The following is a 12,717-nucleotide window of genomic DNA, read 5'->3' as shown; positions in this document are numbered from 1 at the left end:
CTAATTCTGGGCTGATTCTGCTTACTGCTGCGGGTGGTGCGCCGGAATCTCCGGCAGCTCCCCCGTCGCCTCGTACTTCGTCAGCATGTCGATGCGGCGAATGTGCCGCGGGTCCTCGGAGAACGGCGTGCCCACGAAGACCTCGACGAACTTCGTCGCCTCCTCCTCCGTGTGCATCCGCGCGCCGACCGCCACCACGTTCGCGTTGTTGTGCTGCCGCCCGAGCGACGCGGTCTCCTCGCTCCAGGCGAGGGCCGCACGTACGCCCTTGACCTTGTTCGCCGCGATCTGCTCGCCGTTGCCGGAGCCGCCGATGACGATGCCGAGGGCCTCGGGGTCGGCGGCGGTGCGCTCTGCGGCGCGGAGGCAGAAGGGCGGGTAGTCGTCCTGGGCGTCGTAGATGTGCGGGCCGCAGTCGATGGGCTCATGGCCCGCCGACTTCAGCCACTCGACGAGGTGGTTCTTGAGTTCGAAGCCCGCATGGTCGGAGCCGAGATACACGCGCATGCGTCGAGTGTGACACGGCTGTTTCCGGGAAGCAGCTCCGGGGCCCGACCACGTTAAATACAGGCAACGCCTCGCAACCTCAAGGAAACCTCAAGTAACGATCTGGATTCAAAGGTTCAGGAATTCCTTTACCTCCGATTCACTGGACCGACTCGTACGCCGCTCGTACGGGCACCCCCCACCGGCATCCCAACCGGCGTAAAGGAACTCCCCCCATGACTTCTGGTTCCGGCCTTCAGGCAGGACTCAAGAACCGACATCTCTCGATGATCGCGATCGGCGGTGTCATCGGCGCCGGCCTGTTCGTCGGCTCCAGTTCGGGCATCGCGACGGCGGGCCCCGGCATCCTGCTCTCCTACGCGCTCGTCGGCACACTCGTGGTGCTGGTGATGCGCATGCTCGGTGAGATGTCGGCCGCGAACCCCACGTCCGGATCCTTCTCCGCGCACGCCGACCGCGCGCTCGGCCGCTGGGCCGGGTTCTCGATCGGCTGGCTGTACTGGTTCTTCTGGGTTGTCGTGCTCGCCGTCGAGGCGACCGCCGGCGCCAAGATCCTCGAAGGGTGGATACCGGCCGTACCGCAGTGGGGCTGGGCGCTCATCGTGATGGTGGTGCTGACCGCCACGAACCTCGTATCGGTCGGTTCCTACGGCGAGTTCGAGTTCTGGTTCGCCGGGATCAAGGTCGTGGCGATCGGCGCGTTCATCGTCGTCGGCGCGCTGGCGATCTTCGGCGTACTGCCCGGCGCCCACACCGACAAGGCGGGCTTCGGCAATCTCACCGAGCACGGCGGTTTCCTGCCGAACGGGCCCGGCGCGATCCTGACCGGCGTACTCCTGGTCGTCTTCTCCTTCATGGGCAGCGAGATCGCCACGCTGGCCGCCGGTGAGTCCGAGGACCCGCAGCGGGCGGTCACCAAGTCGACCAACAGCATCATCTGGCGTATCGGCGTCTTCTACCTCGGCTCGATCTTCATCGTGGTCTGCCTGCTCCCGTGGAACGACCCGTCGATCAAGGCGCAGGGCTCGTACGTCGCCGCCCTCGACTCCCTCGGTATCGCGCACGCCGGTCAGATCATGAACTTCATCGTGCTGACCTCGGTGCTGTCCTGCCTCAACTCCGGCCTCTACACGGCCTCCCGCATGGCCTTCTCGCTCGGCGGCCGCGGTGACGCCCCGAAGTCGTTCGCGAAGACCACGTCCCGTGGCGTACCGATGGCGGCGATCATCGCGTCCGTCGTCTTCGGCTTCGTCGCCGTGTTCTTCAACTACGCCTTCCCGGACACGGTCTTCCTCTTCCTCGTCAACTCCTCCGGCGCGGTGGCCCTGTTCGTGTGGCTGGTCATCTGCGCGTCCCAGCTGCGGATGCGCCGGATCATCGAGCGCGAGTCGCCGGAGAAGCTCGTCGTGAAGATGTGGCTGTACCCGTATCTCACCTGGGCGACGATCGCCCTGATCGTCTTCGTCCTCGGTTACATGCTCACCGACACCGAGGGCGAGAGCAGCGGCCGTACGACCGTTCTGCTGTCCCTGCTGGTCGCGTTGGCGGTCGTGGCGGTGTCGGTGATCAAGGAGCGGGTGCGGGGTGGACAGGCGGTCACGACCGCGGTCTCCGACACGGACACCGACACCGACAAGGTGTCTGTGGGCTAAGGGAGTTCGCTTAGGACGTTAGGACGTTCACAGCACGACGAAGCTGTTCTTGACCCTGTCGTAGGTCTTCAGTGCCTGCGTCTCCACGCCCGGCTGGTACCAGGTGTTGATCTGGTACGACTTCCCGTCCTCGTCGAAACCGAGCAGCCGGGCGTGCCACGGGACGCCCTTGAGCGTGAACGTGTACTCCCAACTCACCGCCGGATAACCGCGGAACGTCGTCCGGTCGAGCCGGATCTTCCGGTAACCCGCTCCCTGCTGAGCGTTCCGCTCGGACGCCTCCCAGGTCTCCATCAGGTCACCGCGCGCGAGCGAGGACTTGCCGACCAGTTCCTGGGTGCCGTCGGGGGATGTGTAGTGCACCTCGGCCCCCGTCTTCAGATCCCGCCGCCATCCGCTGGGCGTAGCCCACGCGAACCCACCCGCCTCTCGGTGCGTGCCCGGGGGCAGGGTCTGGGGGCGGGAGGTGCCCTCGACTGTGGGGGACAGGGAGGGGGACGTGGCTGTGGGGGACGGGGATTTGGCTGTGGAGGACGGGGACGAGGAGGCGGACGGTTCGGTCGACGCCGCTGAAGTGGTCGACGAACCACCGGACGAGTCACCGGAGTTCGCGAGGATCGTCCCGGTGACCGCGCCTGCGACCACCACTGCCGCGACGGCGATCAGTCCGATACGGCGACGGGTGCGGTGCGTCCGGTCCGGGGTGAACGGCTGGGCGGGGCCCGGGAGTTCACCGCCGGGCGACGGTGCGGCGGCGGGGCGAGGCACACGGGCCGGGTGCGGGCCGAGGGCACGGCGTGGTGGTGCGGGGCGGGGTGAGCGGGCCGGGCGGGAGCCAGGGACGGGGTCGGGATTGAGGCCGGGGTGCGGTGCTTCCGGGCGGGGCAAACCGGAGCCGGGAACGGGGTCGGGACCAAGACCGGGGTGCGGTGCTTCCGGGCGGGGCAAACCGGAGCCGGGAACGGGGTCGGGACCAAGACCGGGGTGCGGTGGTGCCGGGCGCGGCGAACCGGAGCCGGAGCCGGGAACGGGGTCGGGGCCAAGGCCCGGGTGCGGTGATTCCGGGCTGGAGCCGAGAGCGGGGTCGGAACCAAGACCAGGGCGCGGTGATTCCGGGCGCGGCGAGCCAGAGCCGGGAACGGGGTCGGAACCAAGGCCCGGGTGCGGTGGTACCGAGCGGGAGCCGAGAGCGGGGTCGGAACCAAGACCGGGGTGTCGTGGTGCCGAGCGCGGCGCGCCGGAGCCGGGAACAGGATCGGGGCCAAGACCCGGGTGCGGTGGTGCCGGGCGCGGCGAACCGGAGCCGGACCCGGGAACAGGGTCGCGACCAACGCCCGGATGCGGTGATGCCGGGCGCGGGGCAGGCGGGTGGGCCGGGCGGGGCACGGGCTTTCGCACGGTCAATGCCGCGGCTCGTTCCGCGAGTTGAGCCTCTTCGCTGCGCTCGGCTTGTGCGGCGGGTTCAGCTCGCGCGGCACGGCCGGCTTGTTCGGCGCGACCAACTTGCTCGGCGCGACCAGCTTGCTCGGCACGCTCACCCTGATCAGCCCGACCGGCCCGCTCGGCACGACCAAGTCGTTCGGCGCGACCGGCCTGCTCGGCGCCACCGGCCTGATCGGCGCGACGGGCTTGTTCCGCGACACCGGCTTGTGCGGCGCGGCCGGCCTGCTCGACACGAACCGCCTGCTCGGCGTGCTCGCCCCGACCGGCGCGGTCCAACGAGACGCCCGTCCTGCGTGGGGTGGGGCGTCGGGAGTTGTTGGCCGAGGCCTCGGAGCTCAGTTCGGATGCCGCTTCGGAGGCGGCCTCGGCGGCGGATGCTGGTGCTTCTACGGCGGGACGCTGCGTCGGTATCGCGTCCTCGATGGGGTGGGAGTCGGGGGCGGGGGCGGGGTCGTAGATCCGGGGATCGCGGGCCGCGCGGACGAGGGACGGTGGCAGGAAGGCCGGGGTCGGTGATTCCCGGTAGGCCTCGGGCGGTGACTCCTCCAACTCCGCTTCCTCAGCCGCCAGTTCCTCACTCGCCCGCCTCTCGCTCCCCCGCCTCTCACCGCCCTGCGCCTCAGCCCCCTCGGATCCCTCAGCCCCTTCAGCCCCCTCCGGCGGAAACCCCACCGGCACCAACGCCCCCTCCAACTCCCCCAACCCCGGCCGTACCGCAGGCTCCTTCTCCAGCAGTTCGGCGAGGATGTCGCGCAACGGGCCCGCCGCCGAAGGGAGTTCGGGCTCCTCGTACAGAACCGCGTGCAACGTGGCCAGTGTTGTGTCGCGGGTGAACGGTGAGCGGCCGCCGAGGGCAGCGCAGAGGGTCGCGCCCAGGGACCAGATGTCCGACGGCGGTCCCTGTGGGCGGCCGGAGATCCGCTCGGGTGCCATGTAGTCGGGCGAGCCCACCAGCATGCCGACCACCGTCAGCGCCGTCGCGTCCTGGATCGCGGCGATGCCGAAGTCGGTGAGCACGACGCGGTGGCCGCCGTTCTCGACGAGGACGTTGCCGGGTTTGATGTCGCGGTGCAGGACGCCCACCGCGTGCACCTGACGCAGCGCGGCCACCAGACCGAGGCCGATACGGGCCGTCTCGCGCGGGCCGAGCGCGCCGTCGTCCGTGAGGATGTGTTCCAGGGAACGGCCGGCGACCAACTCCATGACGATCCACAGGCGTTCACCCTCGTCGACGACGTCGTAGACCCGCACGACGTTCGGGTGGTCGATGCGGGCCGTCGCCCTGGCCTCGCGCAGGGTGCGCTCGCGGCGGGTGCGGGTGTCCTCCGGGTCGAGGCCGTCGATGCGCATTTCCTTGACGGCGACCTGCCGGTCGAGTATTTCGTCGGCGGCTCGCCACACCCGCCCCATTCCCCCCTGGCCGATACTCTCGACCAGTCGATAACGTCCGGTCACCAAGAGCCCCGGAACACCGCCGCCCCTCATGTTCCCCGAATTTCCCGTATTCCCCGGCAATCCGCTGCACCCCCACAATGGTCACACTTCATGCCGTACCAGCATAGTGCGGAGAAATCTTGTGGTACCTCTTCAAGTACTGCGAATTCAGGCACAGTCGCAGGGGGAAACAGGGGAACACAAGGGGGACGAACATGAGTTCTCATCGCGCTGAGGTCAGGACCATCGCGGGATCGCTGCTCACCGCAGCTTTCTCGGCGGTGATGGTCCTTTCCTTCACCGCCTCGGCGGACGACCAGGGACCGGGGAGCAGCAAAGGCGGAAAGGCGATGGACGCGGCTCCGGCCGGAGTGAAACTGACCACGCTCCTGCCGGAGAAGATCTCGGTCGACAACAGTTCGAAAAAGACGGCGATCACCGCCACCGTGAGGAATGAGGGGACCAAGGAGAGCGGCGAAATCAATCTCCTGGTCGTCGGTTTCGACGGCCTCAAGGTCAATAGCGTGCAGGGTTGTTCGGCGATCGGCGCAAAAGATCTGCCGCCCGGTTCGAACAGCGGATTCAAGTGCGCCGTCGGCACGCTCGCCGCGGGCAAGTCGAAGTCGTACGCCGTCGACGCGACGTACGACCTGAGCAAGGCCGGGAAGATCTGTCTGCCGGTGATGTCCGCCGACGGCAAGAAGACCTTCTGGCAGCAGGGCCCGGTCCCGTTCGGTACGACGAACCCGTCGCCGAACGCCCCGGCCACCCCGTTGCTGCTCGGCACCGACAACAAACCGGTGGCACCGGGCGGCGACACGCTGCCCAAGACGGGGGTCGGCGATGACCTCCTGCCCCTGGGCGCGGCCGGCGCGGCCCTGATCGCGATGGGCGCGGCGGGCGTGTACTGGTCCCAACGGCGGCCGGGGCACCGGCCGTTGGACAGCTAGGGCAAGAGGGAGGGCCGGGTAGCGGGAGCACCCGGCCCTCCGTCTTGCGCCTGTGCGAACTCGCGGCTGTGCGGACTCGCGCCCGTGCGAAACGCGCCGAAAAGCCTGACGGTACGTGTCACGTTATGCGGCCAGCATGACCCCCATGAACCACCACACCCAGCCACTCACCCTCCACCCCACCGACCCCGGTTACGAGGACGAACTCGCCGGTTTCCAGACCGGGTTCACCCAGCGCCCCGTCGTGATCCACGCCGCGCGCTCGGCCGACGACGTGATCGCCGCCGTACGGTACGCGGCCGACGCGGATCTGCCGGTCGGCGTGCAGGCGACCGGGCACGGGCTGCCGGGGAGCTCCGAGGGCGGGGTGCTGATCACGACGAGGCGGATGGACGGGGTACGGGTCGATCCCGGGGCGCGTACCGTTCGCGTCCAGGCGGGCGTGCGCTGGGGGCAGGTCGTCGCGGCGGCGGAACCGTACGGACTGGCGCCCCTCAACGGGTCCGCGCCGAGCGTGGGTGCCGTGTCGTACACGCTGAGCGGTGGACTCGGCATCCTGGCAAGGGAGTTCGGGTACGCGGCCGACCACGTCCGCTCGCTCGACGTCGTCACCGCCGATGGCCGACTCCGCCGGGTGACAAGGGAGTCGGAGCCCGAGCTGTACTGGGCGCTGCTCGGCGCCGGTCACGCCTTCGGTGTCGTCACGGAGTTGGAGATCGACCTTGTCCCCGTGCGGAGGCTCTACGGCGGTTCGCTCGCCTTCGACGGGCGGGAGGTCGATCCCACGGCGCTCCTGCGGGCGTACGAGGAGTGGACGCGGACCGTGCCGGACGAGCTGACCTCGTCCTTCGCCTCCGTACCGTACCCGGACATCCCGGCCTTGCCGCCGCACCTGCGCGGGCGGTACGTGCTCTCCGTGCGGGTCGCCTATACGGGCAGCGGCGACGAAGGTGCCCAACTCGTCGCGCCGCTCAGGGAGTTCGGGCCGGTGCTCTCCGACTCGTTGCGCGATATGCCGTACGCCGAAAGCCACACGATCCACAGTGACCCGCCCGCCCCGCACGCGTACTACGGGGACAGTGCGGTGGTGGGTGAGCTGGATGTGGCGCGGGTGGGCGAGGTGCTGGCGCTCGCCGGGCCGGACGCGGCCGGGATGTGTGTCGTCCAGGTCAATCATCTCGGCGGGGCGCTGGCGCGGCCCGCGCCGAACTCGGTGCCGTATCGCGAAGGGCGGTTCCTGGTACGGATGTTGGCCGTCGGGGAGCGGGAGGCCGCCCGGGCGCAACTCGATCCGGCCTTCGCGTTGCTCGCGCCGCGGACGCTCGGGCGGGCGGTCAACTTCGCGTTCGGGGCGGGTGATCGGACCGAGGGGCTGTACGACGCGGAGACGCGGAAGAGGCTCGCCGAGGTCAAGTCTTCGTACGACACGGCGAACCTCTTCCGTCGCAACTACGGTCCTAGCGCTGCTTGTTGACGAACTTCCAGGCCGTCGGGGCCGCGCCCATCGCGAGGGCCGCCTTCAGGGCGTCGCCGATGAGGAACGGGGTGAGGCCGGCGGCGAGCGCGGCGCTCGTCGAGAGGTCGAGGCTCAGCGCGAGGTACGGGACGCCGATCGCGTAGATGATCGCCTCGCCGAGCAGCATCGTGCCGGCCATGCGCAGGACCGAGCGGTCGGCGCCGCGGCGAGCCAGGGCGCCGACGGCGGCGGAGGCCAGCAGCATGCCGACGATGTAGCCGAAGGAGGCGCCGCCGCCCGAGGTGCCGCCGGCGAACCACGGCACGCCGGCGAGGCCGAGCAGGGCGTACAGGGCGAGGGAGAGGAAGCCGCGGCCGGCGCCGAGGGACGTGCCGACGAGGAGCGCGGCGAAGGTCTGGCCGGTGACCGGGACCGAGGAGCCCGGCACGGGCACGGCGAGCTGGGCGGCGAGGCCGGTGAGCGCGGCGCCGCCGAGCACGAGGGCGATGTCCCGGACGCGGGAGGCGGGCAGCAGGTCGGCGAGGACCTGGCCCGGGCGGGTGGTGGCGACGGCGGTACTCAAGGGGACTCCGCAGGTTGACGGGGGTACAGGGGGACTTTGTGACGCTATCCCAGGGCCCTCGGGCCGTTCACCGTCAGCGTTCGACAAAGGGTTCGTCGCGGACTTGGTGGGCTCCGGACAAAGGATGCCCGCTACACGCGCCCCGGCGTGATGCCGGTCACGCGGACGTCGTGCCGTCTCGCACACCGGGACCCGTGCCGTCTCGCACACCGGTCACGGTCTGGGCAGCCGTAGACCGTTTTGCTAGCTTCGACCGCATGGTTGCCCAGGCCCGGAACTTCGCGTCGCGTCGCTATGTCGACCTGCGACGCCAGGCCGCGGCGACCTGTTACCGCCCCTGAGGCGGGCGGAGCGGATCCGGTGCGCCTCCCATCCGAGACGGCGCACTGTCGGACCCGTTCCCGAGGAAGATCCCCATGCCCCGTACCGCGGCAGCACTTCTCGCCTCCCGTTCCCCCCACTCCCCCGTGCCCCGCGCCGCCGACAGCGACCGGCGACGCACCAACGCGAGTGTCGTCCTGCGCTCGGTGCTGGAGCACGGCCCGGTGGCCCGCAGCACCATCGCGCGGCTGACGGGGCTGTCCCCGGCGTCGGTCACCGACTACTGCGCCCGTTTCACCGAACTCGGGCTCATACGGGAGTCCGCCGCACCCCAACGCTCGAAGGGTGTGGGCCGGCCCCATGTGCCCGTCGACCTGGACGCGTCCCGGTTCGTAGTGGGCGGGGTCCATGTGGCCGTGCCCTATACGACGGTCGCGCTGCTCGATCTGCGCGGGCGGGTGGTGGCCGAGCGGCGGATCGGCCACGACAGCATCGACCCTTCTCTGGTGCTCGCGCGGGCCGCCGAGGGGCTGCACGCGTTGCTCGCGGAGGCGGCCGGGACCACCCCGCTCGGTGTCGGGGTCGCCGCCGGTGGCTGGGTGGACCGCGACTCCGGGACGATCGTCGACCATCCGCTGCTGGGCTGGCGGGATGTGCCGGTGCGCGAACTGCTCGGCGCCCGCACCGGTTTGCCGGTCCATGTGGACGGCCACGCACGGGCGTTGGTGAACGGGGAGCGCCTCTTCGGGCGGGCGCGCGGCAGCCGTAGCGTGCTGCATCTCTTCGTCGGCAATGTGGTCGACGCGGCGTTCGCGACCAACGACGAGGTGCACCACGGGCCGCGCTCCCAGGCCGGGGCGATCGCCCATCTGCCGTTGCGCGGCGGCACGGAACCGTGCGACTGCGGACGCGTCGGCTGCCTCCAAGTCGAGCTGAGCGAACGGACGTTGTGCAGGCGGGCCCGGGAGGCGGGAATCGTCGACGGGGTCAACCCGACCCACGTCGTGGCGGCGGCCGAGCGCGGAAACCACGTCGCCGTACGGCTGTTGACGCAGCGGGCCCGGATGGTGGGGCGGGCGGCCGGGCTGCTGCTCGACATCCTCAACCCCGAGACGGTGGTCGTCACCGAGCTGGGGGTCATACGGCGGGAGGACTGCCTGCGCGCGCTGCGCGAGGAGGTCGGGGACGCACGGGCGTCGGCCGTCGTGCCGACGAGTTTTCCGGATTCCGTGCTGGCGGTGGCGGGCGGTTCGGTGATGCTGGATGTGCTGTATCGGGATCCGTTGAGCGTGTGCCCCAGTGTGTGACCGAGCGTTTCACCGGGGCGTATTTAATTCAGAAACTCGGAATGTTGACAGGGGGCGCTCTTGACCGGGAACATCCTGGTCATGAGCCTGCAGATGAGTTGTCGCACTTCTTGTTGCTGACCCGTTGACGCGCCCCGGGCGCCGGTCTCATCCTGCCTGAATTCCCTCGCCGAGCTTTCCGCTGCCCGGAATTCTGCCTGCATTCCCCAGACTTTTCATCCGTTGAATCAGGGAGTCCTCCCATGCCTCATTCCCGTGCGCCCGGCCTCGACCGGCGGCTCTTCCTCACCTCCGTGCTCGGTGCCGCGGCAGGCATCGCCGGCCTCAGCGGCTGCGCCACGAGCAGCGCCGCGGCCGCCAAGTCGGGGGCCGGACTGTCCGCCCCGCTCGCCGAGAAGGTGCCGCCCGGCACGAGCTTGAAGATCTCCTCGTATCTGAACACCCAGCAACTCCAGTTCAAGCTGGCGAAGTTGCCCAAGTTGCCTTTCACGGTGTCGAGTTGGGTGAACATCGGCGCCGGTCCTGATGTCATCAACGCCTTCCGCGCCAAGTCCCTGGACCTCGCCAACAACGCGGGCATCCCGCCGATCCAGGCGCACTACCAGGGCTACGACGCGAAGATCGTCGCGATCAATGTCACCCGCAAGCCGAACTACCTCTTCGCCACCAAGCCGGGCAGCGACATCCGCACGGTCGCGGACTTCAAGGGCAAGAAGCTGGCGTTCTCGCAGGGCCAGGCCCAAGGAGTCGTACTACTAAGGGCGTTGAAGGAAGCCGGGCTGAAGTACGACGAGGTGAAACTGGTCCCGCTGACCAGCAACCAGTTCTTCACCGCACTCCAGTCGGGCCAGGTCGACATCGCCCCGCTCGCCAACAGCCAGGCACCGGCGTACCTCAAGCAGTACGAGGCGAAGGGCGCCCGCGCGATCACGACCGATGTCGTAGACCTGCTCAATCTGTTGTGGGCGCCGTCGGCCGTGCTGGCCGACTCGGCGAAGGCGGCCGCGATCGCCGCGTACATCCCGCAGTGGGCGCAGGGGCAGGTCTGGCAGTACGAGCACCCGGACACCTGGAACGAGGAGTTCTACGTCAAGACGCAGAACCTGACGCTCGCGCAGGCCCAGTCGGTGACCGCGCTCGCCAACAAGCCGTTGTTCCCGCCGAGTTGGGACGAGGCCGTGAAGTGGGAGCAGGAGACCGCCGATCTGCTCGCGGAGGGCGGCTTCGTGAAGGAGTTCAAGGTGGACTCGCTCTTCGACCGGCGGTTCGAGGGGATCGCGGCGAGGGCCGTGGCCGCGGAGTACCGGAAGTGACGGCCATGACGACCACCACAACCACCGTGCCGGTGACCGCGGTTGAGGATCCGGCGCCCGTACGGCGGAAGCGGCGCCGCGGTCTCTCTCCTGGCAAACGGCTGCCCGCCTCCCGGGTCGTCGGCCCCCTTCTCTTCCTCGTCCTCTGGGCCGTCGCCTCCGCCGCCGGGCAGTTGGACCCGGCCGCGATCCCGGCGCCCTGGACGGTGTTGCGGACCGCCGGCCGGCTGTGGACGTCCGGCACGCTCCCCACGGACATGCTGACCTCGCTGGAACGCGCCGGCTACGGCTTCGCGCTCGGTCTCACCGCCGGTGTGGTCCTCGCGCTGGCCGCCGGGTTGAGCCGGATCGGCGAGGCGCTGATCGACGGGACCGTGCAGCTCAACCGGGCGATCCCGACCCTGGGCCTCATCCCGCTGTTCATCCTCTGGCTGGGCATCGGCGAGACCTTCAAGATCGCCATCATCGCGATCGTCGTCTACATCCCGATCTACCTCAACCTGCACGCCGCGCTGTCCGGCATCGACCACCGTTACGTCGAACTCGCCGAGGTCCAGGGCCTGTCGAGGCTCCAGTTCGTCCGCCAGATCGTCATCCCCGGCGCCCTGCCCGGCTTCTTCGTGGGGCTCCGTCTCGGGGTGACCGGTTCCTGGCTGAGCCTGGTCGTCCTGGAGCAGATCAATGCCACCAGCGGCCTCGGTTACATGATGTTCCAGGCCCAGAACTACGGCCAGTCGGACGTCATCCTCGTCGGCCTGCTGATCTACGGCGTGTTCGGCCTGGTCTCCGACAGCGCGGTCCGTCTGATCGAACGGAGGGTGCTGTCATGGCGCCGCACACTCAGCAGCTGACCGGTACCGGGGTCGTCCCTACGGTTCCTGCGGTCCCTGCCGTTCAACTCCGGGGGCTTACGCGGTCGTTCGACGGGCGTACGGTTCTCGACCACGTCGATCTGGATCTGCCTGCCGGGCAGTTCACCGCGCTGCTCGGACACAGCGGTTCCGGCAAGAGCACGTTGCTGCGGGCCATCGCGGGGCTAGACCACGAGGTTGTCGGGAGTGGCCAACTCACCGCGCCTGAGCGGGTGTCGGTGGTTTTTCAGGACTCCCGGTTGCTGCCGTGGCGGCGGGTGCTCGACAACGTGCTGCTCGGGACCGAGGGCAAGGAAGCCGTCGCGAAGGGGCGTGAGGCCCTTGCGGAGGTGGGGCTTGCCGGGCGTGAGCGGGCCTGGCCGAACGAGTTGTCCGGGGGTGAGGCGCAGCGGGCCGCGTTGGCTCGGTCGCTTGTTCGTGAGCCTGAACTTCTGCTGGCGGATGAGCCGTTCGGGGCGCTGGATGCGCTGACGCGGATCCGGATGCACGTGTTGTTGCGGGAGTTGTGGGAGCGGCATCGGCCGTCGGTGTTGCTGGTGACCCATGACGTGGATGAGGCGATTGTCCTCGCGGATCGGGTGTTGGTCCTTGAACGGGGGCGGATCGGGCTGGACTTGGCGATCGATCCTGCGGTGTCGCGGGCGGAGTATCGGGAGCGGTTGTTGGCGGCGCTCGGTGTGACGTCGGATTCCCGGTGAGTGCCGGCCGCGAGGTGAGCGCCGGCTGTTTGGTGACCGTTCGCTGTTTGGTGACCGTTCGCTGCCTGGTGACCCTTCGCTGCTGGTGCCGTCTCCTGGGGGCTGCGCCCCCAGACCCCCATCGGCCCTGAAGGGGCCTCGTCCTCAAACGCCGGACGGGCTGAAAAATGCCGGCCTGCGT

10 protein-coding genes are annotated in these 12,717 nt (G+C 69.4%); 7 read left to right on the top strand and 3 right to left on the bottom strand.

Annotated features, from left to right (window positions below; translation table 11 throughout):
- Window positions 1–21: 21 nt before the first annotated feature.
- The gene (locus ACIBK4_RS32960; RefSeq protein WP_366437200.1) at window positions 22–507 is read right to left on the bottom strand and encodes a ribose-5-phosphate isomerase; all 486 of its coding nucleotides are present in this window, start codon (window positions 505–507) and stop codon (window positions 22–24) included.
- Window positions 508–722: 215 nt separating this feature from the next.
- Between ACIBK4_RS32960 and ACIBK4_RS32955 the strand changes: the two genes are divergently transcribed.
- Window positions 723–2,159, top strand: coding sequence for an amino acid permease (locus ACIBK4_RS32955; protein ID WP_399000640.1), 1,437 nt, complete (start codon window positions 723–725; stop codon window positions 2,157–2,159).
- Window positions 2,160–2,186: 27 nt separating this feature from the next.
- Here ACIBK4_RS32955 and ACIBK4_RS32950 read toward each other — a convergent pair whose 3' ends face one another.
- Window positions 2,187–5,012 carry a protein kinase gene (locus ACIBK4_RS32950; RefSeq protein ID WP_399000798.1) on the bottom strand — a complete coding sequence of 942 codons (2,826 nt, stop codon included), beginning with the start codon at window positions 5,010–5,012 and terminating at the stop codon, window positions 2,187–2,189.
- A gap of 239 nt (window positions 5,013–5,251) precedes the next feature.
- Between ACIBK4_RS32950 and ACIBK4_RS32945 the strand changes: the two genes are divergently transcribed.
- A complete protein-coding gene (locus ACIBK4_RS32945) occupies window positions 5,252–5,986 on the top strand; it encodes an LPXTG cell wall anchor domain-containing protein (RefSeq protein ID WP_399000638.1) in 735 nt (244 codons plus the stop codon).
- Between the two features lie 145 nt (window positions 5,987–6,131).
- Window positions 6,132–7,460: an FAD-binding oxidoreductase gene (locus tag ACIBK4_RS32940; RefSeq protein ID WP_399000636.1), complete on the top strand. Its 1,329-nt coding sequence runs from the start codon at window positions 6,132–6,134 to the stop codon at window positions 7,458–7,460.
- Here ACIBK4_RS32940 and ACIBK4_RS32935 read toward each other — a convergent pair.
- Window positions 7,444–8,025, bottom strand: coding sequence for a biotin transporter BioY (locus tag ACIBK4_RS32935; RefSeq protein WP_366437202.1), 582 nt, complete (start codon window positions 8,023–8,025; stop codon window positions 7,444–7,446). The genes ACIBK4_RS32940 and ACIBK4_RS32935 overlap by 17 nt on opposite strands.
- 416 nt (window positions 8,026–8,441) lie before the next feature.
- On the opposite strand from ACIBK4_RS32935, the gene ACIBK4_RS32930 reads away from it, so the two are divergent.
- From ACIBK4_RS32930 to ACIBK4_RS32915, 4 genes are all read left to right on the top strand, one after another.
- Window positions 8,442–9,653: an ROK family protein gene (locus ACIBK4_RS32930; protein WP_399000634.1), complete on the top strand. Its 1,212-nt coding sequence runs from the start codon at window positions 8,442–8,444 to the stop codon at window positions 9,651–9,653.
- Window positions 9,654–9,895: 242 nt separating this feature from the next.
- On the top strand, window positions 9,896–10,966 hold the full coding sequence (locus ACIBK4_RS32925) for an ABC transporter substrate-binding protein (RefSeq protein WP_399000631.1): 1,071 nt from the start codon (window positions 9,896–9,898) through the stop codon (window positions 10,964–10,966).
- A 5-nt stretch (window positions 10,967–10,971) separates the two neighbouring features.
- Window positions 10,972–11,817 carry an ABC transporter permease gene (locus ACIBK4_RS32920; RefSeq protein ID WP_399000629.1) on the top strand — a complete coding sequence of 282 codons (846 nt, stop codon included), beginning with the start codon at window positions 10,972–10,974 and terminating at the stop codon, window positions 11,815–11,817.
- On the top strand, window positions 11,793–12,536 hold the full coding sequence (locus tag ACIBK4_RS32915; RefSeq protein ID WP_399000627.1) for an ABC transporter ATP-binding protein: 744 nt from the start codon (window positions 11,793–11,795) through the stop codon (window positions 12,534–12,536). The genes ACIBK4_RS32920 and ACIBK4_RS32915 overlap by 25 nt, the downstream gene beginning before the upstream one ends.
- Window positions 12,537–12,717 lie beyond the last annotated feature (181 nt).

Source organism: Streptomyces sp. NPDC050528 (genome assembly GCF_044457795.1).
Classification (GTDB): Bacteria; Actinomycetota; Actinomycetes; order Streptomycetales; family Streptomycetaceae; genus Streptomyces.
Note: the sequence above shows the minus strand (reverse complement) of the source record. Positions and strands in the feature narration are given on the sequence as shown.

Bases quoted from the DNA above. Each gene is read 5' to 3' on its own strand.
- ACIBK4_RS32960 (WP_366437200.1), bottom strand. From the start codon at position 507: ATGCGCGTGTATCTCGGCTCCGACCATGCGGGCTTCGAACTCAAGAAC.
- ACIBK4_RS32955 (WP_399000640.1), top strand. From the start codon at position 723: ATGACTTCTGGTTCCGGCCTTCAGGCAGGACTCAAGAACCGACATCTC.
- ACIBK4_RS32925 (WP_399000631.1), top strand. From the start codon at position 9,896: ATGCCTCATTCCCGTGCGCCCGGCCTCGACCGGCGGCTCTTCCTCACC.
- ACIBK4_RS32915 (WP_399000627.1), top strand. From the start codon at position 11,793: ATGGCGCCGCACACTCAGCAGCTGACCGGTACCGGGGTCGTCCCTACG.
- ACIBK4_RS32920 (WP_399000629.1), top strand. From the start codon at position 10,972: ATGACGACCACCACAACCACCGTGCCGGTGACCGCGGTTGAGGATCCG.
- ACIBK4_RS32940 (WP_399000636.1), top strand. From the start codon at position 6,132: ATGAACCACCACACCCAGCCACTCACCCTCCACCCCACCGACCCCGGT.
- ACIBK4_RS32950 (WP_399000798.1), bottom strand. From the start codon at position 5,012: ATGGGGCGGGTGTGGCGAGCCGCCGACGAAATACTCGACCGGCAGGTC.
- ACIBK4_RS32930 (WP_399000634.1), top strand. From the start codon at position 8,442: ATGCCCCGTACCGCGGCAGCACTTCTCGCCTCCCGTTCCCCCCACTCC.
- ACIBK4_RS32945 (WP_399000638.1), top strand. From the start codon at position 5,252: ATGAGTTCTCATCGCGCTGAGGTCAGGACCATCGCGGGATCGCTGCTC.